The following is a 22,661-nucleotide window of genomic DNA, read 5'->3' as shown; positions in this document are numbered from 1 at the left end:
ATTCGCGTCCCGTCCTGGAAAGGCCTGACGTGCATGGCAGATCTGACTTTCGGTCCTCACGGGATCGTTCACAGTGGCGCGTCCGTGCCGGCGGTTCCCGGCTTCAACCACGTCATCAGGGCGTTCTTGAATTGTTCTAAGACCAGTGAAACACAGCAATTCAGGGGTTTCATCCAAGGGTTGCCTAAGCGTGATTCCGCCCTGTCACGACGGAATTGGCGAGTGTTACGCTTCCGAGGAATCAGTTTTCGCCGTCGTCAGGAGGACGTCGTGGCCCACGAGTACGTCAACAACGGATCCGACATCTACCGCGAGTCCTTCCGCATCATTCGTTCCGAGGCGAATTTGGATCGCTTCCCCACCGACGTCGAGGGAGTCGTCGTCCGGATGATTCACGCTGCTGCGGATCCCGCCATCGCTGACGACATCGTCTTCACACCAGGTGTGGTCAAGGCCGCCCGCAAGGCCTTGGGCAACGGTGCCCCGATCCTGTGCGACTCCTCCATGACGGCCACCGGAATCATCCGGTCCCGTCTGCCCCGTGACAACGAGACGATCTGTTACATCAAGGATCCCCGCTTGGCCGACATCGCCAAGGCCAAGAACATGACGAAAACCTGCGCAGCGGTGGACCTGTGGGCCGAGGAGGGCAAGCTCGACGGGGCCATCGTCGCCATCGGCAACGCCCCCACCGCCTTGTACCGGGTGCTCGAGGTGTGCGAGGAGACGGGTGCCTGCCCGGCAGCCGTCGTCGGCATCCCTGTCGGGTTCGTCGGTGCAGCCGAGTCCAAGCAAGCCCTTGTCGACTCGCCCCTGGACTTGGAATACCTCACCTTGTTGGGACGACGTGGCGGCTCAGCGATCGCAGTGGCCGCCGTCAACGCCATTGCATCGACCGACGAGCTGACCAACAACCATCGCTGAGAAGCCCCTCACCAGAGCATCGCAGTGGGGCTGAAACCGGCGTCGCCCAGCAGCCGCATCTCACCATCCCAGCCAGGCTCCGTAGCTCGCCTGTCCGGAGATCTGCACCCCTGCTCGCCGTCGTCATGGTCAACGACAACCACGTCAACGTCACAGACACCGCACCTGTGAAGCCAAGGGGTACCGAAGCGGCGCAGCTACCTCTCAGCCCTCGTGCCCGGGCACGGAGGCCGGAATCTTCAGCTGGGGTTTGATCGACGACTGGGGTTCCAACCCCCACTTCTCCAGGCTGACCCTCAGGTGCTCGGCGGCATCGATGTTGAGCGGACCAGAGGTCCACATGGCGTAGGGAAGGTTGAGGTAGCGCTTCTTCTTCACCGCATCCAGGTTCTTGGTCGCCGGATTCGATTCCAAGATCTTGATCTTCTCGCTGTAAGGCTGAGCGTCGTAGTCGACGAAGGCGATGGCGTCCGGGTTCATCTTCGCCACCTTCTCCCAGCCGATGCGCACCCAGGTGTCATTGACGTCATGGGCGCCGTTCTGCGCACCCGCCGCGTTGATGATGGCTTGTGGGCCGCCCTTCCTTCCGCTGGTGAAGACGGTGTCCTTGGCGGAGTCGAAGAGCAGCACCGTCGGGGTCTTCTTGGCCTTCGGAGCCTTCTGAAGGGCACCAAGACGATCATCCATGTCCTTCACGGCCTTCTTGCCGGTGTCCTCGTGCCCAGTGAGGATGGCGAGATTGGTGATGTCGGTACGCACCGCATTCCAAGGATCCATGACGCCGCGGGCGCTCTGGCCGTCCTTCTGTCGACAGGACTCGGTGAGCAGATAGCTGTTGATGCCCTTGCCGTGCAGATTGTCGGGGGTGAGATTGTTCGCCTCGGAGAATCCGTAGTCCCAGCCGGCGACGACGACGTCGGGCTTGTTGGCGATGATCGACTCGAGCGTCATGTAACCCTTGACGCCCTCGTGCAGACTGTTGATGGTGTCGGCCCCGTACTTGGCAGTGAGGATCTCCTTGTCCCGGCCCATCGAGCTCACTGCGGCGATCTGTTTGCGTGCCCCGGCGCTCAGCGTCATGGCGATGATGCTGCCGTCATTGACGTAGAGGCGTTCGGCATTCCTGGGGTAGGTGACCTTCTTACCGCAGTTGGTCACGGTGACTTCGCCGGAGTCCTTGGCGGAGTCGCCGCTCTTGGGAGTGGACCCACTGCCGCAGGCGGTGAGTCCCACGGCCAGACAGGCGGCCATGACGACGGGTAGGAATTTGGTGGACATTTCAGTTTTCCTCTCTGATGAGTTCAGGCAGCGGCGCAGTGCACACGAGCTCCTGGCTGCCATCGGGGGTGGTGACATGGTGTGCGACGACGTGGAATGCCGTCGCGACGTTCGATGGGCTGAGCGCCTCACGGGCCGGACCTGCAGAGAGCACTCCGCCATCCGCCAGGACGACGACGTGGTCGAAGTGGGCTGCGGCCATGCCCAGATCGTGGATGGTGGCGACCACCGTCCGACCGCTGGCGCGCAGCGTGTCCAGCAGCATGAGTTGGTGGCGCACGTCGAGGTGATTGGTCGGCTCGTCGAGCATGATGAGGTCTGCACCCTGGGCCAGGCCACGGGCGATGACGGCGCGACGCCGTTCACCGCCGGACAGGTGGTCGCAGCGACGATCGATGAGGTGGTCAAGTCCGACCAGGGCCAGGGAATCCCGGATGATCCTTCGCTCGGAACGCTGCCCCACCTGCCACGGCTTGCGATGCGGAGTGCGTCCCAGCGCAACCATCTCACCCAGCAGGAGGTCTGGCGATGGCGACTCCTCCTGCCCGACGAAAGCCATGAGTCGGGCACGTTGCATGGGGGTGTAGTTGGTGACGGAGGTGCCGTCGAGCAGGACGTCGCCGGAATTGAACTGACGCACCCCGGCGATGGATCGCAGCAGAGTCGACTTGCCGACTCCGTTGACGCCGACGATGGCGGTGAGCTTCCCCGGCTCGGCGATGAAGCTGACGTCGTCGACGATGACGCGGTCGTTGATGCGGCACTGGACGTTGCGAACTTCGAGACGTGTCATGACTCACTCGAGAATCGGTACTGACTGCGCCCCATGAGGTACAGGAAGATGGGAGCGCCGATGAACCCGGTGACGACGCCGAGAGGCACCTCCTGTGGTGCCGCGATGACGCGGGCGCCGACGTCCACCCACAGCAGGAAGAGACTGCCGATGGCGGCGGCGACAGGCAGCATCGACCGGTGACTGGCTCCCACGAGCAGCCGTGACATGTGCGGAATGACGAGTCCGACGAATCCGATGCCGCCCGAAACCGCCACGAGCACCCCGACGAGTACCGAGTTGCCGACGAACAGCGCCTTGCGCACCCTGGTGTCGGGGATGCCGAGGGATCGAGCGACGTCGGTGCCAGCCGCCAGGGCATCGAGCCAACCCGAGAAGGCGATCATGAGCACCACGGACAGAGCGGTGACGATGGCTGCCACCCACAAACTGTCCCAAGTGGCACCGGACACCGATCCCAGCATCCAGTACAGCACCGACTGCGCCGCGCGCGGGTCCGAGCTGCGGAAGACGAGGAAACTCGCCAGTGCCGAGAATGCCGCAGAGAGCACGACGCCCGAGAGCACCAGCCGCAGCGGCGTCATGCCACCCTGGGCCATGGAGATGAGGTACACCAGACCGGCGGCGCCCAATGCCCCCACCAAGGCTCCGAGGGTGAGCCGGTGAGGGCCCCAGGAGACAAACATCCCCAGGGCGATGACCGCGGTGGCCCCCACACTCGCACCGGCCGAGACACCCAGCAGGTAGGGGTCGGCCAGCGGGTTGCGCACCAGGGTCTGCATACCGCTTCCGGCCAGGGCGAGTCCGGCTCCGACGATGATCGCCAGCAGTGCCCTGGGGGCACGCAGGTCCCAGACGATGACATCGACCGTCGGGTCGGGGCCCGGTTCGCCGGTGACTCGGGCTCCGACCGTGTCGAGAACGCCGCGCAGTGGCAGTGCTTCCGAACCGATGGTCAGCGAAATGACGGCACTGACGGCGATGAGCACGACGAGGATGATCACCAGGGGTGCCACCGGCAACCGGCGGTCACGCTCGGCCGACCGTCTCGAGGAAGGCATAGCTGTTCCTTCTGAGTGCGAGGACCTTGATGCGAGGCCCGAACGACACAAGTCATACATGGGGTCTTCGGACTTCGGATCACTCTCGGTCGGCCCTTCCCAGGATCACTCCCAGTGGTCTTGCCGACGTCGTCACCGTCACCGCTGCGCAACAGTCCCGGATTCTCACCGGATTCACTGCGGCCTCATCGGGGCCGCACCATGTATGCGAGGCAGGCTAGCACCTGTGACACGCACTTCGCGACGTGCCGTCCGCCAGCCCCTTGTCACAGACATGCCGGATCGCGTGCGGCACACGCCTCGGAACCCACCGAGCGCAATCGACGGGGTACTTCGCACCCGCGTGGTAATTCAGTTCGGCAAGGTACCTCGTGCCACACCAGGCGACAGACACCACGACTCCTGACACATCTGCCACAGAGACGAACGGACCACAACACCGCCACCGACAGGATCTCCATACCGCGCAGAGCTCCCCACACTGCGAAAAGTTGTGCTCCCGCCGCCGCTTCATGCCTGGAGTACAACTTTGTGGCTGAAAAATTCTGCTCAACAGCACAAGCGCGAGGGTAAGCACAATTTTCTCGACTGGTTCAGCAGCCAGAACCACAGGGAGCAGCCTCGAAGACTGCACCCAGACACCCAATCCGAGGGTGCAAGTACAATCTTTCGGTCAAAAAGTTGTGCTCCACCGCCCCGAAAGGGGAAGTGCACTTAGCTTTCCGGTGTATCGGAACACGCTCTGCCTGACCAGGAACTTGGCGAGATGGATCATAAGGACTGAAAAAGTCAGGATGCCTCGTCACCTTTCCACAGGTAGTGAAATCCGCGACCTGCCATTGCCTCTGACGAAGGCTGCAGTACTCCGTCAGCCATGAGATCCTTGAGGACCTGTCCGACGTTGGAAGCCCACACATCCAGGATGACGCCCAATTCTGTCGTACTGATACGCCCTCGATGCCGGGCATATTGACGAGCCGTCACTGCTCTACTAGGCACTGAACGCTTCAAACCGCGATTCGCATATTCCATGTCCAGCTGCTTGTTTGCTCTCTTGGAGAGGGTAAACGCGGGGAGGGCTTCGTCGGGAACGCCGCGGATGGGCTTCAGCAAGGGTTCGCCATCACACTCCGTCTGCCGTAGAAGCTCAAGAGTTTCGTGAACTTCCTCGACGGGGACTTGCAGGTAGGGAGCAAGAATGTCCTCGTCGATCCAGAGATGATCAGTGAGGAAACGCATAACCATCAAAGTGCGGAGATTTTGCATGAGCTCGGGAACATCCATACCAGTGAGCCACGATGTCCATGCCACGTCAGGATCGACACCGGAAAGCGTCGTCACCACATAGGGACCGTCAATTTCCCGAATGGTCGGCATGCGAAGCCCCCGGCGAAGCAAATCACCAACCATACGGTCAACTCCGATACCTTCACGTTCTGCAATTCGAAGTGATGCCAAGAGCTCAGTGAGAGCAACGTTTCTGGACGTCGATGGGTGGGTGATGATGTTCTCAGCCGTCACACCTCCGAAGAATCCTCCGGGGCTGGTAACTCGCAAGACGGCTCCATTGTGCTCGATGAGCGTTGCATCGGGCAGCCCCCATTCACGATGAGCCAACCCATTGACGATGGCCTCACGAATGGCACGTTCCGGCAGCTGGCGGACCTGCCCCTCGACAAGTCCCGAAGACACATGCGATAAAGGGTTGTACGCCCGCGCGACGGCGAACACCCGTTGGAGCTGCTCAAGCAGTGATACCCCACCAATACGTACTCGGTCACCGCTGTCCTGACCGGGCATGTCACGACGTATGTAGTCAAGGCATGGCTCGGGACGCCCCACAAAGACCAGAGCAGCAGCATTGGTGAGCTTGCCCTCACCATCAATGGCGTTCAACCGGGACAGCAACTCACGACTCGTACAGTTGGCCAATTCCACCGCCGCCTCGTCGGTGCTGGCTTGGAGGAAGGCGCGTGCTGCGTCAAGGGCAGCAGGTCGCACTTCCTCCAGGCTCACGTTTGAGAACTGCGCCGACCAGTCGTAGCGGATAGAGTACTGATGGCGGTGGTGCCATGACGTTGCGTCGATCTCCTCGCAATGATCACCAATCCGCCAGCGGATCTTTCCCTTGACCTTGATCGGTTCCAGCGCGGTGGGTGATCTGACGATCAACAACCTGGCATCGTGAACGTGGACTTCTCGGACGTCAACAGTCAACGCGCGAGAGGTGTGCTCATAGATCTTCCTCCGCAACCACTCGGTATCCAAGGATGTACCGATGAGCAATGGTCCATCATCCTTGTCATTGACTCCGACGATCAGAGCACCACCCCCAGGGGTGTTGGCCATGCACGCGGCTTCACCGGCAAGCTGCTCAGCGGCTCATTCATCCTCACGTCGACCCAGTAGCAACTCACCGTGCTTGCCTCGTCGACTGGAATCCTCCTTGAAGTCAAGATACTTGCATTCCGGGACCCGGTGCCCTGCGTCCAAGTGCTCCAGCGCAGCGTCGATCTCAACTGCAATCGGGTCTGGCCCGAAAGTTGTTCCCATGTGAGCAGTCCACTTCCAGCTACAAGTTTGTGCCCAGAAACTTTTAACCAGGCATCCAGTCCAGACATTGAGTATAACTTTATGACTGAAAAGTTATGATCAAGCTCAGCGACGAGGAGTGCGCACACATTTTCGATGGATCTGACGTCCCCTCACGATTGGGGAGACAACTGGCTGGCATGTTGAGACAACATGAGCCAACACAGCGGGGCGGCGGATGATTCAGTGCGGTATTTCGGTTCGGCAAGGCACCTCGTGCCACGCCAGGTGGCGAACCCCACGATCCCTGGCACATCTGCCACGGGGTCGCTGGACCACGACCCGCTCGGCAGACCGGACCACCACCTCACCCGGGCCCGCGCACACTCTCACTTACACTGCAAACAACAGTGCAAGTAACGAACATCGGGCAACGTGCCAAAGATGGCGGAGACGCTATTCGCGAACATGCCCAATGGCGGCACAGTCATCCTCGGGGTGGACGAAGCAAACGGTCGGTTCGACGTGGTGGGCGTCAAGGACATCGCAACAACGGAGGCGGGTATCGCAACACAGGCCAGGGATGCCGTCCAAGCATCACCGCATCTGGATTTTCAGACATTCACCATTGACGGCAGACAGGTGGAGGTTCTCCATGTGGACGAACAGATCGACTACGACTTGGCCGCTGCCAGGGGACGTGTCGTTGACGACCTGGAACCTGAGCTGGTGGAGTCGTATCTGACGACAGTACGCACCAGTGACCGACGATTGCGCGACCATGCTGACGAGCGAATCCTGCGGACGACGAACATGCTGACAGCATCAGGGAGAACCAACGTTGGCAGGACTGTATGCCCTGGGTGACTATCCGCAGGGGCACTACCCGGCGCTCATGTGGCGTCAACATGACGACTACGAAGCGAAGACAGCGAGGCCCTCACCGGGCCCCAAAGATCTTCGGTCCCAACCCGCAACGAGGAGCACGTACTCGCTACACTCGTCGCAGGGGAGAGCACTGACGATCCACGAACTTGCAGACTACGCGGGACTGACAACTGGTCAGGTGCGTTACGCTCTGGCGTTGCCGCTCAAGGAAAGACTCGTCGTCATGGATGGCCGCCAAGGTGCCCGGACGACCTGCTACCGAATCCATACCGTATGCTGAACCATCCACACCTTCACTCACACTGCAACGCTTGCAGTGTGAGTTGCAGTCTGGCGACCCACCCGCCAGGCCTGGAACACATGTGAACGGCGTGGAGCTGGGCACCAGAACAGACACAGTCGGGAAACGGGGGCGCCTGCAGCTGGCTCACCCCCAACGCTTGGGGGGTGCCACGGGGGACGGAGTATCGCTGACCGTACGGGCCAGCCACATGGGGGGACCGGCACACGGCCTCAGCCCCAGAAGGATTCACCCTCCCAGGTTCCCAGCGATACCACCGGGACGACCTGACCCGAGATGACCGACCCCTCATGGGGAACCCTCGGCAGGTTCGCCGGGGCGGCCAGGGTCATCGGGATCGAGGTATCGCCGACGATCCGGTACCAGTCGACGCCGGTGAGCGCATTGGCGCGCTTCTCGACCCGCTCGCAGACCATCGTCATCTCGGCGACGGCGCTGGCCTCCCCGCGAGTGGCGCGACCGGCATTGATCTCCATCAGCCACGGGCTGATCAGGGTTCCGGCGGCGAACTGCAGATCACCGGTACCGCCCAGAGACCCCTCGTGAGAGCGTCCGTACTCCTCCTCGGACTCGAAAACCCGCAGCATCTGATTGGCGACGGCGCCCACCCTCAGATGCTCGATGAAGCGTGGGGTGTCGTCACCGGGTTCGGGGCACAGCGGTATCTCAACCGGGTCGTCAACATTGGCCAGGAAGCGCGCCAGGTGCTTGCGGTTGGCGGCGGGGAGCTTGAGCACCGACTCCCCGGTGAGCATGGATGCCAAGTTGGCGTGGGAGTAGATGTCGACCAGTGCCACCGTCGAGCTGAACCGCACCAGATCGGCGGGGTGAGTCGTCGGGGCGACGAGGGAGGCCATCGTCTCGATCTCGTCGCGATCCTTCTGCTTCATGAGCGCCAGCCGCGCCCCGGACGGATCGGTGTAAGCAGCCAGCAGGTCGAACCCGCCGACGTCCTCCACCCCGACAGCACCAGCCTCAGCCGCGGAATTGACGAGGACGTCGAGATCGGGGGCGTCGAAGCCCAGGGCATGTAGGTCGTGGGAGATCACCCGACGATGATAGGCAGGAAAGCCCTGAACCGTCATCGTCGGGGAATCCCTCCTTGACATGATTCAGCCCTGCAGGGCTCGCAGCACCTCGTCACGCAGCTTGGCGGAGCGACGCGGGGTGCGGTCGCCGACGACGCTGACTGTCATGCCACCAGCCCTCTCGGTGGCCGGGGTGAAGGCACTGCCCTTGCGTCCCTTGTCACCACGCACACAGAAGACGCCGCGCTTATCGGCCTCCTCGGCCACCAAGGCGTTCACCTCGGGATCGTTGGTGAGGGCCTGGACGAACCAGACGCCGTCAAGATCCTCGACCTGGAAGGCGCGACGCTCCAGGTCCACCAATCCCTTGCGGGACATCCGCGCGAGCTGGATACCGGAGTTCGGGGCGACGACGTGGACCTCGGCCCCGGCCTCGAGCAGCCTCACGACGCGGCGTTCGGCAACGTGCCCGGCACCGACGACCAGAACCTTGCGGCCCTGCAGACGCAGACCCGTCATGTAAACCGGGGCTCCCTCCCCCAGGCCCACCTCGTCAAGGGGTTCTCGGTAGCGATCGACGACGACGTCAGCAACCTCGTCACAGTCACCGATGACCGGGGCGATGCGGGTTTCGACTCCGGGATGGCTGGCCTGCCAGGCCTCCACCTGCTCGGTCATCCACACGTGCAGCAGCCCCGGGAAGAGGAAATTGCCCTGCACGACGATCTGGTCGGCACCCTGGGCAGCCAGGGCGGAGAGGGCCTCGGGAACCGACGGACGGGTCACCTGGATGAAGGCCGGTTCTACCCGGTCAAGGTCGTTCTCCTCCCAGAACATCCTCGTCAGGGTGTAGTGGGAAGCGTTGGCATCGGGCACGAGAGCTCCGCGTCCCACCAACACCACGGCCGTGTCGCGGGAACGCCACTCCTCGCGTCCCTCACCGGCGGCAAGGGTCTCAGCGAGACGACGGTTGAGGGCCTTGCGCATCCGCACGTCCGGCAGCAACGGGGCGGAATACATGACGCGTGCGTCCCCACGGCCCTCGTCGATGGCCTCTGGAATGTCCTCCCGGACGTGACCGCCGGTGTTGAACATCAACGGAACGACGACGGCGGCTGCCGGGTCCTCGTCACCGTCAGCGCCCTCGGGAACCTCCGGTGTCTGGGCGACGGCGGCACGGACGGCGTCCGGGATGCTGGGCTCGGCGAGCTCGACGAACCCCAGCTCGACCGGGATGCCGGGCAGTTTGCCGGCGATGCGCTCGGCCAGGGCGCGACACTCGGCCACGCCGGACTCGTCACGGGTGCCATGTGCTGCGATGACCAGCGGGGTCCCACTGGCGAGTGGATCGGTCATTTCGACTCCTTCGTCTCGGCGTTCTTCTCGGACCCGGACATGCGGGTCGAGTGGACCGGCGGCTTGGACAGGTAGGTCTTCTCGTCAGCCTTGGGCAGGTCCTTGTGTGTGTAGTTCTTGCGAGCCTCACCGGTGACGTGGCCGTCCATCCAGTGGTAGTCACGTGGGGTGACCATGAGGCGTCGTCCGTCTCCGGAGCTCACGTACTTGGTCGTCGTCGAACCCACGACGACAAGGGTCGTCATGCCGACCCATTCGGGCTTGAACTCCTCGAGGGTGGACATGATCACCTCCTGCTGACGACGCTCGGCATGGGAGACGATCGCCACCGGGGTGGACGGCGGACGGTGCTCAGCCATGATCGCCAGGGCGTCGGGGAGCTGATGGGTTCGGGTACGTGAACGCGGGTTGTAGAAGGTGGTGACGAGATCCCCCTCGGCAGCCGCTCTCACCCTCTTGAGGATGAGATCCCAGTCGGTGTGCAGGTCCGAGAGACTGATCGTGGCGTGATCATGGCCCAGCGGAGCACCGAGGATCGCCGAGATGGCGAGCTCGGCGGTGACACCGGGAACGATCTCGACGTCGATGCCATCGGTGCCCATCTCCAGGGTCGGGGAGGCCATGGCATAGATGGCCGGGTCGCCGCCGCACACGAAAGCCACGTTGCGACCGTCGCGGGTCGCGTCAATGGCCGCCTGGGTGCGCTCCTCCTCGGTGCCCATCTTGGTGGCCAGGATTGTGGCACCCGGACGCACCAGGTCGCGGATCTGACGGACGTAGGGGGCATAACCCGCTATGAAGGTGGCATTGCGGATGGCATCGACGGCGCGCGGGGTGAGAAGATCTCGCGAGCCGGGCCCGAGGCCGACGACCGAGAGGTGACCCCGAGCCGGGATGCGACCGACTGCGCAGGTGGCCTCGGGAGTCTTGGTCTTGTGGACCAGCAGCTCGGCTCCCTGGCACAGCACGGCAGCCTCGCTGACACTCGGTGTGCCGACCTCGCGGGCGACGACGTCGGAGGGAGTCGGGACATCCTGGGCGGCCAGCTCCTCCGCGGACTCGGTGCGGTACTCGACGCCGAGCTGATTCGCCAGCTTCACGAGACCGAGCTCACCGGCCTTGACCTCGTGGGAGACCAGACGAGTGACCGATCCAAGAGCCAGACCGTTGTCAGCGAGGGTCTTCTCGAGAAGCTCTCGCAGCGGTTCGACCTCGGTGCCCTTGTTACATCCCATCCCGACGACCAGGCAGTTCGGGTGCAGGACGACGGTGGGCAGGTCGTCACCATGGTCAGTCCGAATTCGCTCTGCGACCCGCTCGGAGACGATGATTCGGGCGACCGGGGATTCAGCATCCTCGGTGACGTTCTTGGGCAGTGGGGGCAGCGGCCAGGGCTGTTCGCGGATGACCAGCACCGGGAGTCCGGCGATGATCGATCCGGTCACCCCGGCGACGTCACCCTCGTAGGCCCAACCGAGCTGATCGAGGGCCGGGACACCGAGGGAGTCGGTGGCGGTGGACACGACGGCGGTGCCGCCGAGAGCCTCGGCGATGGTGCGGGAGAGCTCGTTGGCCCCACCGACGTGGCCACCCACCAATGGGATGGCGAAACGGCCGGCCTCGTCGACGACGACCACACCCGGGTCGGTCTTCTTGGACTCCAGCAGCGGGGCGATGATGCGCGTCGTGGCACCCAGGGCCAGGTGGGAGACGATGAGGTCGCACTCGCCCCAGGCCGCCGCCAGCCCGGTGCGGGACGGTCCGACGTACTTCTTGGTCTCGCGCTTGAGCACGTGGTCGATGGCCTCGGCGTGGGCCGCCGCGGCGTCGGAATTGATGATCTGTCCGATGATCGGGTCACGGTCCGAGCCGTCCGGGTTGGTGTCGGCGCCGGGCTGGGGGGCCTCGGGAGCATTGACGTTGACGTCACCGGCCAGCTCCGGGTTGATGCCCAGGGCCGCCGGGGAGTCCGGATGATGCTCGAGGACCAGCACGACGTTGGGGCTGAGGATGTCCGCGTCAGCAATGACGGCCCTGGCTGCTTCCTCGTCGAGGACACGCACCCGCTGGCCCTCCTCACCGATCTTCTCAGCGAGGACGAAGGTTTTGCCGCGACCCGCGAGCCCGTCGACCAATTCCGCCAGGCCTCGGTTGGGGGCTGTCAGCACGCCCACCTTGGGATGGATCTTGGCAAGCCGGATGGCGGTCTCGATGTCCTTGGAGTGTGAGGAGACGAACTGGGCGTCGTCCCAGGGCAGGGCCACGGCGGCGAAAGCAGCCTGCAAGGAGGTCGGGGCCGTCACGACCTCGACCTTGAGACCGGCCTGGCGGATACGTCGCACCACACCGAAGAAAAGCGGGTCACCGGAGGCGATGACAACGATGTTGGCGTCGTCGGGCAGGGACTGAACTCGCTCGACGGCAGGGCCGATGAGGCCGAGCTTCTGACGCTTCTCGTCGGGAACGTCGAGGGCGTCAAGGTGACGCTGACCTCCGACGACGAGGTCAGCATCGGCGACCTCCTGGCGCAAGGAGTCGGAAATGGTACCGAGATATCCGTGGACGCGAATCATGAATTGTCCTTCGTGTCGGAGTTCGTGGGGTTCTGGTCGTAGACGCCGCGAGTGCCGTGGGCCTTGAGGTCAGCGTGGGCCTGGGCGTCAGCTCCGCGGTATTCGTGACGGAAACCGGGGTGGTAGAGGTGGCTGCGAGTCTTGATCGGACCCTCTGCCAGGGCCGGTCCGACGAGGACGACGGCGTGCTTCCACAGCTTGTGGTTGCGCATCGTCTCCGAGAGGTGGGCCAGGTCGCAGCGGAACATGATTTCCTCGGGCCAGCTGACCGCGTACCCGATGATGCAGGGAGTCTCGGGCAGGTAGCCTCCCTCCAGCAGGGCATCCTGAAGAGCCTTGTTACGGGCCGCGGAAAGGTAGATCGCCATTGTCGCACCGTGACGGGCGAAGGAGGCGACGGTTTCCCCGTCGGGCATGGGGGTCCGCCCGCCCTCCAGTCGGGTGAGGACGAGTGACTGGGATACCTCTGGGACGGTGATCTCGACGTCCATCCGGGCGGCAGCGGCCGAGAAGGCCGAGATGCCCGGGATGGTCTCGAAGTCGATACCGATGCGACGACACAGGTCGCGCTGCTCGGCGGTGGCGCCATAGATGGACGGGTCACCGGTGTGGACCCTCGCCACCACCAGCCCCTCGTCACGGGCGCGGGTGTAGAGGGGCTCGAGGTCCTCCAGCGGGATGGAGGCGGAGTCAATGAGCTCGGCTCCCGCCTTGTGACGGGCCACCATGTCGGGGTGAACGAGGCTGGAGGCCCAGATGATGATGTCAGCGGTCTCGATGACACGGGCTCCGCGCAGGCTCACCAGGTCCGGAGCGCCCGGTCCGGCACCGACGAAAACGACCCTGCCTGCTCCCTCGGGGATCTCCCGCCGCGGTACCGGAGGCGGCTCGATGGCGTTGTGGTCCAGATCCTCCAAGGCCCTCTCAGAGGCGTGCTGAGTGGGTCGTGCAGCTTGAGGTTCGTTCACAGTTTTCCTCCCGTGATGGTGCGCTCTGGAGTGGTGAGGACGGTCGAGAAGTACGGCAGAGCCTGAGTATCAGCGACCTCACCGAGGGTGACGATCTGCTCGGACTCCAGCGTGACGTCGGTGCCGATGACAGCCTGACGATCCCGCTGCCGCAGCTGCTCGACAACGTCTGGGAGTTTGCGTCCCCCCTTGTAAATCGCCACTGAGTCGACGAGGTCGAGGACCTGGCCAAGTTTTTCCATCCCGACGGTGGCCGGGACGAGGGCCAGGACCTCCTTGCCCTCCACCAGCGGGCGCCCGGACGCCGCCGACAGGGCCTGCATGGCGGTGATACCTGGGCTCAGCTCGACGCTGACGTCGGGGAGTCTCTCCTCGACGTTGGCGCGCAGGTAGGTGAAGGTGGAAAAGACCGTCGGATCGCCGACGGTGGCCAGGGCGACAGTGCGAGCCCCTTCGTCGAAGGCCGTGATCGCCGCATCGGCGGATACCTGCCAGGAGGCCCTGCGCTTCTCGCCGACACCAGACCTCTCCCGCATGGAGAAGGGGATGCGCTTGATGCGCTCGACGATCTCCGGGGCGACGGCAGTGATGATGGTCTCGGCACGTCCGGGCCCGTCGGTGGTGGCCTCGGTGTAGGGCACGAGGATGGCATCAGCCTCGCGCAGGATGCGCACGGTTCTCAGGGTGACCAGCTCTGGGTCACCCGGCCCCACTCCGACCCCGATGAGGGTTCGTCCCGATTTGTGGTCAGGATGTACAGGGGCATAGGTCATGACGGCCTCCTCAGGTGTCCTCGCCCGATGACGTGCGCAACGAACCGTTCGAGTGTCTGGCTGCCATCACCGCGGCGATGGTCACAGTGGCGGGACCGCGCCGGACTCACACCGGCTTCCTCGAGATCGGTCGTTGTATCGATCCTCCCACATCGTGGCACCACACCACGACACGGCCGGGGTCAGCTCCCGCCTGCCAGGGAGAACAGACGGTCAAGACCGAGATGCTCCTCGACGGCGTCGGCCAGCACGTCGATCATCTGCTCGCGGCGCTGCCCATACCCGATGGCACCCTCCACCGGGCGCCACGCCGATCCGGCATGCTCGGCAGCCTCGGCCAGCCAGGCGCGCCGGAAATCGTCACATTCGAAGGCACCATGCCACATCGTCCCCCAGACACTTCCGACGCGGACTCCGTCGAGGAAGGGCTCCCCCGCCGACAGGTCGACATCCATTCGGCCGTGATGGATCTCGTAGCCGCCGACCTCGATCCCCCGCCAGGATCCGCTCGGGATGGCCAGGGTCTTGTCGGCACCGAAGGCCACCTCAACCGGCAGCAGCCCGAGTCCCTCGGTTCGCTCGGTCGGCGATTCCTGACCCTCGGGGTCGAGGATGAGGCGGGTGAGCATCTGGTAGCCGCCACAAATGCCCAGCACAGTGCGACCTTGACGGGCACGGCGGGCCACGACCTCAGCGATTCCGGTGGACCTCAGCCACTCCAGATCACGCACGGTGGACCGCGATCCGGGCAGGACGAGGACGTCGGCCAGTTCGCAGGTGTTGGGGTTGGTCGTCACCTGGACGTCGACCCCGGCCTCGGCGGCCATGGCGTCGACATCGGTGGCGTTGGAGATTCTCGGCAGCCGGACGACGGCAACCCGCAGATCGTCGGTGGAAACGGAGTTCCCGTCGTGACGCCAGCGTCCCACCTCCAACGCATCCTCACCGTCGAGCCACACCTCGGGGACCCAGGGCAGCACCCCAAAACTCGGCATTCCGGTGCGACGAGTGATCTCCTCCAGACCGGGAGCGAGAACGGACTCATCACCGCGGAATTTGTTGATGACGTACCCGGCCAGCAGGGAACGGTCCGCGTCGTCGAGCAGCGCCCAGGTGCCGAAGAGGCTGGCGAGCACTCCGCCGCGGTCAATGTCCCCGACGAGCACCACCGGCAGGCTCTTCTCCCTTGCCAGTCCCATGTTCGTGTAGTCACCGGCACGCAGGTTGATCTCGGCCGGGGAGCCCGCACCCTCGCAGATGACCATGTCGTGTGCGGCGGAGAGCTCGTCGTAGGCGGCCCATGCGGCTTCCGCGAGGTGACGTCGTCCGGTGGCGTACTGTCCCGCTTCCAGCACGCCTCCCGGCGTGCCACGCAGCACGATGAAGGAGCGACGATCGGTGCCAGGTTTGAGCAGCACCGGATTCATGGCTGATTCCGGAGTCACCCTGGCGGCGCTGGCCTGCAGGTACTGCGCCCGGCCGATCTCGGACCCGTCGGGGCAGACCATCGAATTGTTCGACATGTTCTGGGCCTTGTAGGGAACGACGTCGATCCCGCGACGCCACGCGGCCCGGCAGAGGGCGGTGACGACCAGCGACTTCCCGGCGTCAGAAGACGTTCCGGCGACGAGGATTCCACTCATCACTTCTCCTTCGCGCTCGAGTCGTAACGACGAGGCAGGATGCCGCCGTAGAACCTGAGGTGGGCGATGGCCGCTACGCCGAGGCAGGCGGCAGCCGTCGCCATCCCGGTGACCCCGGTGACGAGGTCGGCAGCGTCCGCGACCTTCCGACCGTCCGGGCGTGCGCCGTCTCCCAGTAGGGGGCGATCCTCGTGACGATTGCCGTAGTAGACATTGCGTCCGCCCAGTTGCACCCCGAGGACACCCGCCCAGGCCGACTCGCACCATCCCCCGTTCGGACTGGGGTGATGACCATGATCACGCATCATGATCTGCACTGCCCGACGCCGGTCTCCCCCGACGGTGGGCGCCAGCAGGCAGGCGAACAGTCCGGTCAGCCGGGCGGCAGGGAGATCCAGCAGATCGTCAAGATGGGCGGCAACCTTGCCGAAGTTCTCGTAACGCTCGTTGTGGTGTCCGATCATGGCATCGAGGGTGTTCGCCCCTCGATGTACCAGCATTCCCGGTACTCCGGCCACGGCTCCCCACCACAGGGATGCCACGGCGGCGTCGGCGGTGTTCTCGGCCATGGACTCCACGGTCGCCCGAGCCAGTTCCGGCTCGTCGAGCTGGTCGGCGTCACGGGAGCACAGGTGGGACAGCTGCTCGCGGGCCCCGGCCAGGTCGTCCTCGTCGAGCCGGACGTACATTCGCTGACCTTCGTCGGCCAGCGAGGTCGCCCCGATGACCGCCCAGGTCGTCGCAGCCGTCGTGATCACGCGCAGCATCGGGTGTTTCGCGGTGACCTTCTCGACCCCTGCCCCCAACAGGGCCAGAGGGACGAGACATGCAGCCACATGAGCACCGCCACGCGCGACGGAGTCGGCCCAGTCACGCTTCTCGAGGGCAGCGGCGGCATTGCCAAAGACCGCCACCGGGTGGTGTTCCTGCGGATCACCGAACAACCGATCGGCGACGACACCTACTCCCAGCCCCACTGCCCGGGCGGCCAACCCGAGCCCACGACGACGGTCACGATGACACAGCATGCCCACACCCTAGAGCAGCGGCCCGGACTGATGAGGAGAGGAGTCGCTGATGAAGGGTCCAGAGGGATTGGTACCCCGCCCCACGAAAGGACTGACCAGTGCGGCCTAATCCAGCAGGAGCCGACCGACACCTCATGCGGGCTCTGGGTTGACGGCATGTGGTGACGGGCACCGGGACCGCACCACACGAGCAGCCACGAGTCAGAGGTTTGGTGTTGGTTCGACGCGGGGAGTGGGTGTCGGGCGCTTTCACGGTGCCTCCTTGAACTGCCTGACACAAACCTGGACAATCGGTGGTTCCAAAAGCTGGGAGCACTTCCGCCTTCACAACCAGCCGCGTCTCCTGGCCTCGGCAACTGCCTGGGCCCGATTGACGCTGTTGGTCTTCGCGATCGCTGAGGACACGTGGTTACGGACCGTTCCGGTCGACAGGGAGAGTTTCCTCGCGATGACGGCGATCGGCTCCCCCGACTCCGCCTCCCGCAACACACCTCGCTCCCTCTCCGTCAACGGGTTGTACCCCTCCAGCAGGGACTCTGCGGCCAAGGATGGGTCGATGACGCGGCCTCCCTGATGAACCTTGCGCACTGCCTGGGCCAGTTCGGAGGCCGGGGTGTCCTTGACGACGAATCCCGCCGCCCCGGCATCCATCGCCCGGCGCAGGTACCCGGGGCGTCCGAAGGTGGTAACGATGAGAATCTTGACGTCAGCCCCAGCCAAGCGGTCCGCCACCTCGATGCCGTCCATTCCGGGCATCTCGATGTCGAGCAGCAGCACATCGGGACGGGTCTTCTCAACCGTCAGGACGACCTCGTCGCCACGACTGCACTGGCCGACCACCTCGATGTCGGGTTCCAGGGAGAGCAGAGCGACAAGGGCACCGCGTACCAAGGCCTGATCATCGGCGAGAACGAGTTTGATCGACTCGTCGGTCATAACACCACCACCTTGGTTCCCCGACCATTGTCCCCCGAACCGATGTCCAGCTGCCCACCGACGCCCTCGACCCGACGCCTCATCCCCGCCCGACCGGAACCTTCCTCGGCGTCGCCGACACCGATGCCGTCATCGATGATGCACATCCGGTCGTCGGACAGATCGATCCAACAGCACCTGGCCTGAGAGTGGCGGATGATGTTGGTGACGGCCTCACGCACCACCCATCCCCACACGGCGTCATGGTCGGACTCACCGGTCCGCTCGTCGCGGACCCGAAGGGAGATGCCAGCTGTCGTCAGGGCTGTCGCCGCGGTGGCGAGTTGGGAGTCCAGGTCAGCCTCGTTGAGGTCACTGACCAGGCCTCGAACCTGCGCCAGGGCCTCGCGAGTCAGGTTGTGCGTGTCCGCTGCCTGTTCCTTGGCAGCCTCCGGGTTGATGTCGATGAGTTTGCCGATGAGTTCGGCTTTCATGGAGATCACCGTCAGGCTCTGGCCAAGAAGGTCATGGACGTCGGAGGCGATCCTCTCCCGCTCGGCATAGGTGGCCTCGATCTTGTGCTGCTTGTTCTGCTCGAGTCGGTTGTTGCGCCACACCCGCCTGATGCATCCGGCCAGCAGAATCATGGCCATTGACGGCAGTCCGATGAGCCACCACTGCCGCTGGTCGTCGACGATCCGGGCCACCAACAGCGCGGCGACCTCGAGCACGAGGACCATCAGGACTGCGGATGTCGACATTAGGAAGAGGGTGAAGGCCAACGGAAAGGCGAACATCTCGACGGCCGCCGGCGGATCAACGAGGGCCACCCCGCCGTTGAGCAGACATATTACGGCCAGAAATGCCCAGGGCCAGCGAGGCATCCAACGTCGCGAGAGCCAGGTCTCCAGCGTGTCGACCCCCAGCCAGAATCCGAACAGGTAGACCAGCACGAAGAGGCCGATGAGGACGAACCCGGTGACCCGCTGGGACCTCACGAGCTCGGGGTTGGCAGCTATGTGCTCGATGGGATAGGCAAGGAAGATCGTCCAAATCCCGGCGTACAAGGTCTGCGTCCCGCGCGCGCCCCATATCGACAGCGAGCGTCTGGAGCGTTTGCGCATCGGCCTGTTCTCCTCCCAACTGGCCTCTCAGCAGTCCCTGTGACGGCGGGAGACCAGCCATGCCAACACGACGAAGACAACAGCCCACGCCACTGCGCTGATGATGGCACGGAAGAGGTCGACCTCGACCGGCCCCTGGGTCGTCATCTCGTATCCTCCCATGATCGGCCACCGCGGCAGCAGGTTGACACCCCACAGCGGGGTGAAGCGGGAGAGCTTGAGCATGAACCCGCCCAAGGGCATGAAGACATTGCCGAGAAAAGCGAAGGCCAGCACGAAGAAGGACACCAGGGAGGCAGCGTTCTCGTTGCGGATGAGTATCGCCATTCCAAGACCGAAGATGGTGTAGGGAACGCAGCACACCCATGCCAGGAGGAAGGTCCACGGCCATCCGATGCCGTCGATACGCGCACCCGAGAGGGCGCCGACGAGCAGCACGAGGGCCACCGGCACGGCCGCGACGACCTGGATCGAGACGATCTTGGTGACGAGGTAGTTCCACTGGGTCATCGGGGTGGTCGCCAGCTGCCGTCCCCATCCCGCCTGTTGCTCCAGGGCCGACGACGACCCCAGACCTGAGGCGGCGGTGGCAGTGCCATAGAGGGCCATCGACGCCATCACCGCGGCATTGACGTTTCCATGTGCCACCAGGATGGTGCCGTAGTCCTGGATTGCACCGAAGAGCACGTACATCGCGACCGGCATGACGAAGGCGAAGATGATGATCGACGGGGTGCGAACCATCCGCCGGATGTCGAGAAGGGAGTAGGTGATGTTCATGAGGCACTCTCCGCCCGGTCGATGCTCTCGCTGGTGAGTGAGAGGAATGCGTCCTCCAGAGTGGTGCGGGCGACCAGCACGTCGTGGGCCTCGGTGTGGTTGAGCAAATGGCGCACCAACTCGTCGGAGTCGTCGGTGGTGAAGGTGACGGTGTCGGACTTGATGTCGTAGTGGTTGACGTAGGACAGGCGATCCAGGGTCGCGGGATCCACGTCGGGCCAGACGACGGTCACCGTCGAACCGGAGACCGACGCACGGATCTCGGCGATCGGTCCGTCTGCGATGATGCGGCCGTGGTTGATGAGGATGACCCGGTCGGCGAACTCGTCCGCCTCGGCAATGTAGTGGGTGGCGAAGATGATGGTGCGGCCGTCGTCAGCGGCCTTGTGCATCTGGGCCCAGAAGTGACGCCGTCCATCGACGTCGAGACCCATCGTCGGCTCGTCCAGAACCAGGAGATCCGGATCGGGCAGCATCGCCAGGGCGAAGCGCAACCGCTGTTGCTGACCGCCTGAACACTTTCCGACCTTCCGGGAGGCGAAATCCTCCAGCTCCCAGACCCGCATCTGCTCATCGATCCGGGACCGCGGGAGCTTGAAGGTCGATCCGATGACTCGCAAGGTCTCGTGGACGGTGAAGTTGTCGAGCAGGCCACGGGTCTGTTGTACCGCCGAGACCCGGCCGGATCGGGCCCCCTCCTCGGCGTTCCGGCCCATCAACTCGACTCGGCCGGAGGTCGGGTCGGTGATCCCCAACAACATGTCGATGGTTGTCGTCTTGCCGGCGCCGTTGGGGCCGAGGAAGGCGACAACCTCCCCTTGCTTGATGGTGAAATTGATGTGGTCGACGGCCGTCAGGTGTCCTCCCTTGGCAGGGAAGGCCTTGACGAGATCCTCGACGACCACCGCTGTTTCGTTCATGCCTCCATGACACCCCACCAGGCGTGGTTCCGCCCATGGTCCGGCGTCACGACTTCGCCATGACATTCGTCATGGGGGGTTAGGCTACGGCAATGACTCGAATCGTCCTGGTACGCCACGGCCAGTCCACCTGGAACCTGGAGCACCGCGTCCAGGGACAGACGATGGAGGTCCCCCTGACCAGGAGAGGCCACCGTCAGGCCGGTGAGGCCGGACGGAAGGTCGCCGTATTGGTGCCTCGTCACACCGCACTGCTGAGTTCGGACCAGAAACGTGCCCTGCAGACCGCTCAACGTGTGGGTTGCGCGATCGGGTCGACACCTCAGGCTGACGCCCGGCTGCGGGAGCAGTACTTGGGTGACATGGAGGGCCAGCTGTCCAGTGAACTGCACGAGATGCCGATCCCCGAGGATGCCGACATTGCCGAGGTCGGCTGGGGTGGCGGGGAGTCACTTCTCGACGTCTGGCGACGCTGTCGCGATCTGTTGGACGAGCTTGCCCAGAATCCCCCCGAGGCCGTCGTCATGGTCAGTCACGGGGACACCCTGCGTGTCATGCTGTCGGCCCTGTCCGGAGGCACCCACCGTGACTGCGACTACTCCCTCGCGCTGACAAATGGAATTGTTATGTACCGGGATCTCGACCTGCACGAGCTGGTGGAGAGCCTTCCGAACCTGTGAGCTTCCGTGCCGGGGAATCTCACAGTCTCACGAGCATCTTCCCGGTGTTGGCACCCTCGAGCATGTCGATGAAGGCCTTGGGCGCCGCGTCGAGGCCATCCCGGTAGGTCTCGTCCCAGTGGATCTCGTCGTTCGCCAACCACTGGGCCATCTTCTGCTGGAACTCCGGACGGACTTCCTCGGCGTACTTGGCGATGACGAAACCCCGCAGCGTCAGCCGCTTGCCGATGGCCAGCCCCAGATTGCGCGGGGCACACGGCGGCTCGACGGAGTTGTACTGGGAGATCGCCCCACACATGGCCACGCGACCATCGGTGTTGAGGTGGTTGATGGCGGCCTCCAGGTGGTCTCCCCCGACGTTGTCGTAGTAGACGTCGATGCCGTCGGGAGCGGCTTGTCCGAGCAGGTCGGTCACCGGGCCGTCGTGGTAGTTGAAGGCAGCGTCGAAACCAAGGTCACGCAATCGGGCAACCTTGGCATCGGTGCCGGCAGAGCCGATGACCCGAGTCGCCCCGAGCAGGCCTGCCAACTGGCCGACCATCGAGCCGACGGCCCCGGCGGCGCCGGAGACGAAGACGGCATCTCCGGCCTTCATCTCCGCGGCGCGGGTCAGACCCGCGTAAGCGGTGAGCCCGGTCATGCCCAGAACACCGAGGTAGGCCGAGGCGGGTGCGATGTCGACGTCGATGGCCCTCGCATCGGAGGCGTCAAGAACCGCGTGTTCACGCCATCCGAGCTGGTGGACGACGTGCATCCCTTCCAGAATGCCTTCGCTGCGCGACGCGATGACGGTGCCGACCGCTCCGCCGTCGAGGGGCTGGTCGACCTGGAATGGTGGCACGTAGGACTTGACGTCGTTCATCCGGCCGCGCATGTACGGGTCGACCGACATCACCTCATTGGCGACGAGGATCTGCCCGGCGGCCAGTTCGGGAAGGGGGATCTCCTCGATGCGAAAATTGTCCTCGGTCGGTGCACCGTGTGGTCGGGATGCGAGATGGACAGCGCGGGTGGAAGTCAGATGGGTGGTGCTCATGGGAGTGTTCCTCTCTCGACGCCGGTCAACATCTCGACCATCGCACGCCTCATGCCACCA

Annotated in this window: 20 protein-coding genes, 1 pseudogene and 2 riboswitches; of the genes and pseudogenes, 3 read left to right on the top strand and 18 right to left on the bottom strand. The window is 64.3% G+C overall.

The annotated features are described in order from the left end of the window. Positions 1-270 precede the first annotated feature (270 nt). The gene (locus ACP8ML_RS02335; RefSeq protein ID WP_065674337.1) at positions 271-924 is read left to right on the top strand and encodes a precorrin-8X methylmutase; all 654 of its coding nucleotides are present in this window, start codon (positions 271-273) and stop codon (positions 922-924) included. 204 nt (positions 925-1,128) lie between these two features. Here the strand turns inward: ACP8ML_RS02335 and ACP8ML_RS02330 are convergent, their stop codons facing one another. The 6 genes and pseudogenes from ACP8ML_RS02330 to ACP8ML_RS02305 all read right to left on the bottom strand — a co-directional run bounded on the left by ACP8ML_RS02330 (position 1,129) and on the right by ACP8ML_RS02305 (position 6,609). Beyond that, positions 1,129-2,202, bottom strand: a complete 1,074-nt coding sequence (locus tag ACP8ML_RS02330; RefSeq protein ID WP_486703018.1) for an ABC transporter substrate-binding protein — start codon at positions 2,200-2,202, stop codon at positions 1,129-1,131. 1 nt (position 2,203) lies between these two features. Further along, positions 2,204-2,995: an ABC transporter ATP-binding protein gene (locus ACP8ML_RS02325; protein ID WP_221268786.1), complete on the bottom strand. Its 792-nt coding sequence runs from the start codon at positions 2,993-2,995 to the stop codon at positions 2,204-2,206. Then, positions 2,992-4,011 (bottom strand): FecCD family ABC transporter permease, encoded by a 1,020-nt coding sequence (locus tag ACP8ML_RS02320; protein ID WP_171048617.1) that lies wholly within the window; start codon positions 4,009-4,011, stop codon positions 2,992-2,994. Before ACP8ML_RS02320 ends, ACP8ML_RS02325 begins: the two co-directional genes overlap by 4 nt. 86 nt (positions 4,012-4,097) lie before the next feature. Beyond that, a riboswitch (cobalamin riboswitch) is annotated at positions 4,098-4,277 on the bottom strand. 568 nt (positions 4,278-4,845) lie between these two features. After that, positions 4,846-5,856, bottom strand: a complete 1,011-nt coding sequence (locus ACP8ML_RS02315; RefSeq protein WP_486703064.1) for an ATP-binding protein — start codon at positions 5,854-5,856, stop codon at positions 4,846-4,848. 297 nt (positions 5,857-6,153) lie between these two features. Beyond that, a pseudogene (locus ACP8ML_RS02310) lies at positions 6,154-6,414 on the bottom strand (AlbA family DNA-binding domain-containing protein); the annotation flags it as partial. A gap of 24 nt (positions 6,415-6,438) precedes the next feature. After that, positions 6,439-6,609 (bottom strand): hypothetical protein, encoded by a 171-nt coding sequence (locus tag ACP8ML_RS02305; protein ID WP_462575180.1) that lies wholly within the window; start codon positions 6,607-6,609, stop codon positions 6,439-6,441. A 423-nt stretch (positions 6,610-7,032) separates the two neighbouring features. Between ACP8ML_RS02305 and ACP8ML_RS02300 the strand changes: the two genes are divergently transcribed. Beyond that, on the top strand, positions 7,033-7,455 hold the full coding sequence (locus ACP8ML_RS02300; protein ID WP_435917154.1) for an AlbA family DNA-binding domain-containing protein: 423 nt from the start codon (positions 7,033-7,035) through the stop codon (positions 7,453-7,455). Between the two features lie 534 nt (positions 7,456-7,989). Here the strand turns inward: ACP8ML_RS02300 and ACP8ML_RS02295 are convergent. The 11 genes from ACP8ML_RS02295 to ACP8ML_RS02245 form a co-directional block, all read right to left on the bottom strand. Then, the gene (locus ACP8ML_RS02295; RefSeq protein WP_486703017.1) at positions 7,990-8,826 is read right to left on the bottom strand and encodes a VOC family protein; all 837 of its coding nucleotides are present in this window, start codon (positions 8,824-8,826) and stop codon (positions 7,990-7,992) included. A 63-nt stretch (positions 8,827-8,889) separates the two neighbouring features. Continuing rightward, on the bottom strand, positions 8,890-10,161 hold the full coding sequence (locus ACP8ML_RS02290) for a CbiX/SirB N-terminal domain-containing protein (protein WP_486703016.1): 1,272 nt from the start codon (positions 10,159-10,161) through the stop codon (positions 8,890-8,892). Then, a complete protein-coding gene (gene cobJ / locus ACP8ML_RS02285) occupies positions 10,158-12,734 on the bottom strand; it encodes a precorrin-3B C(17)-methyltransferase (protein WP_117188812.1) in 2,577 nt (858 codons plus the stop codon). Before cobJ ends, ACP8ML_RS02290 begins: the two co-directional genes overlap by 4 nt. After that, positions 12,731-13,702 (bottom strand): precorrin-4 C(11)-methyltransferase, encoded by a 972-nt coding sequence (cobM, locus tag ACP8ML_RS02280; protein ID WP_117188814.1) that lies wholly within the window; start codon positions 13,700-13,702, stop codon positions 12,731-12,733. Before cobM ends, cobJ begins: the two co-directional genes overlap by 4 nt. After that, a complete protein-coding gene (gene cobI / locus ACP8ML_RS02275; protein WP_117188816.1) occupies positions 13,699-14,475 on the bottom strand; it encodes a precorrin-2 C(20)-methyltransferase in 777 nt (258 codons plus the stop codon). Before cobI ends, cobM begins: the two co-directional genes overlap by 4 nt. Before the next feature lie 50 nt (positions 14,476-14,525). Continuing rightward, a riboswitch (cobalamin riboswitch) is annotated at positions 14,526-14,597 on the bottom strand. 60 nt (positions 14,598-14,657) lie between these two features. After that, a complete protein-coding gene (locus ACP8ML_RS02270; RefSeq protein ID WP_117188818.1) occupies positions 14,658-16,118 on the bottom strand; it encodes a cobyric acid synthase in 1,461 nt (486 codons plus the stop codon). Further along, positions 16,118-17,146, bottom strand: a complete 1,029-nt coding sequence (cbiB, locus tag ACP8ML_RS02265; protein WP_117188820.1) for an adenosylcobinamide-phosphate synthase CbiB — start codon at positions 17,144-17,146, stop codon at positions 16,118-16,120. The genes ACP8ML_RS02270 and cbiB overlap by 1 nt, the downstream gene beginning before the upstream one ends. A 324-nt stretch (positions 17,147-17,470) precedes the next feature. Further along, positions 17,471-18,082, bottom strand: coding sequence for a response regulator transcription factor (locus tag ACP8ML_RS02260; RefSeq protein WP_002549688.1), 612 nt, complete (start codon positions 18,080-18,082; stop codon positions 17,471-17,473). Beyond that, positions 18,079-19,185, bottom strand: coding sequence for a sensor histidine kinase (locus ACP8ML_RS02255; protein WP_063810874.1), 1,107 nt, complete (start codon positions 19,183-19,185; stop codon positions 18,079-18,081). The genes ACP8ML_RS02260 and ACP8ML_RS02255 overlap by 4 nt, the downstream gene beginning before the upstream one ends. Before the next feature lie 27 nt (positions 19,186-19,212). Further along, positions 19,213-19,965, bottom strand: a complete 753-nt coding sequence (locus ACP8ML_RS02250) for an ABC transporter permease (protein ID WP_117188822.1) — start codon at positions 19,963-19,965, stop codon at positions 19,213-19,215. Beyond that, positions 19,962-20,885 carry an ABC transporter ATP-binding protein gene (locus tag ACP8ML_RS02245; RefSeq protein WP_117188824.1) on the bottom strand — a complete coding sequence of 308 codons (924 nt, stop codon included), beginning with the start codon at positions 20,883-20,885 and terminating at the stop codon, positions 19,962-19,964. The genes ACP8ML_RS02250 and ACP8ML_RS02245 overlap by 4 nt, the downstream gene beginning before the upstream one ends. 92 nt (positions 20,886-20,977) lie before the next feature. On the opposite strand from ACP8ML_RS02245, the gene ACP8ML_RS02240 reads away from it, so the two are divergent. Then, positions 20,978-21,565: a histidine phosphatase family protein gene (locus tag ACP8ML_RS02240; RefSeq protein WP_117188826.1), complete on the top strand. Its 588-nt coding sequence runs from the start codon at positions 20,978-20,980 to the stop codon at positions 21,563-21,565. A gap of 19 nt (positions 21,566-21,584) precedes the next feature. Here ACP8ML_RS02240 and ACP8ML_RS02235 read toward each other — a convergent pair whose 3' ends face one another. Next, positions 21,585-22,601: an NADP-dependent oxidoreductase gene (locus ACP8ML_RS02235; RefSeq protein WP_117188828.1), complete on the bottom strand. Its 1,017-nt coding sequence runs from the start codon at positions 22,599-22,601 to the stop codon at positions 21,585-21,587. Positions 22,602-22,661 lie beyond the last annotated feature (60 nt).

This window comes from Cutibacterium sp. LaCa_255, from assembly GCF_057458005.1.
The sequence above is the reverse complement of the archived record's forward strand: the minus strand, read 5'-3'. Positions and strand labels throughout refer to the sequence as shown.

Coding starts and splice junctions, on each gene's coding strand:
- ACP8ML_RS02240 (WP_117188826.1), top strand. CDS start 20,978: ATGACTCGAATCGTCCTGGTACGCCACGGCCAGTCCACCTGGAACCTG.
- ACP8ML_RS02270 (WP_117188818.1), bottom strand. CDS start 16,118: ATGAGTGGAATCCTCGTCGCCGGAACGTCTTCTGACGCCGGGAAGTCG.
- ACP8ML_RS02300 (WP_435917154.1), top strand. CDS start 7,033: ATGGCGGAGACGCTATTCGCGAACATGCCCAATGGCGGCACAGTCATC.
- ACP8ML_RS02250 (WP_117188822.1), bottom strand. CDS start 19,965: ATGAACATCACCTACTCCCTTCTCGACATCCGGCGGATGGTTCGCACC.
- ACP8ML_RS02235 (WP_117188828.1), bottom strand. CDS start 22,601: ATGAGCACCACCCATCTGACTTCCACCCGCGCTGTCCATCTCGCATCC.
- cobJ (WP_117188812.1), bottom strand. CDS start 12,734: ATGATTCGCGTCCACGGATATCTCGGTACCATTTCCGACTCCTTGCGC.
- cbiB (WP_117188820.1), bottom strand. CDS start 17,146: ATGCTGTGTCATCGTGACCGTCGTCGTGGGCTCGGGTTGGCCGCCCGG.
- ACP8ML_RS02290 (WP_486703016.1), bottom strand. CDS start 10,161: ATGACCGATCCACTCGCCAGTGGGACCCCGCTGGTCATCGCAGCACAT.
- ACP8ML_RS02330 (WP_486703018.1), bottom strand. CDS start 2,202: ATGTCCACCAAATTCCTACCCGTCGTCATGGCCGCCTGTCTGGCCGTG.
- ACP8ML_RS02325 (WP_221268786.1), bottom strand. CDS start 2,995: ATGACACGTCTCGAAGTTCGCAACGTCCAGTGCCGCATCAACGACCGC.
- ACP8ML_RS02255 (WP_063810874.1), bottom strand. CDS start 19,185: ATGCGCAAACGCTCCAGACGCTCGCTGTCGATATGGGGCGCGCGCGGG.
- ACP8ML_RS02260 (WP_002549688.1), bottom strand. CDS start 18,082: ATGACCGACGAGTCGATCAAACTCGTTCTCGCCGATGATCAGGCCTTG.
- ACP8ML_RS02305 (WP_462575180.1), bottom strand. CDS start 6,609: ATGGGAACAACTTTCGGGCCAGACCCGATTGCAGTTGAGATCGACGCT.
- cobI (WP_117188816.1), bottom strand. CDS start 14,475: ATGACCTATGCCCCTGTACATCCTGACCACAAATCGGGACGAACCCTC.
- ACP8ML_RS02315 (WP_486703064.1), bottom strand. CDS start 5,856: ATGCCCGGTCAGGACAGCGGTGACCGAGTACGTATTGGTGGGGTATCA.
- ACP8ML_RS02245 (WP_117188824.1), bottom strand. CDS start 20,885: ATGAACGAAACAGCGGTGGTCGTCGAGGATCTCGTCAAGGCCTTCCCT.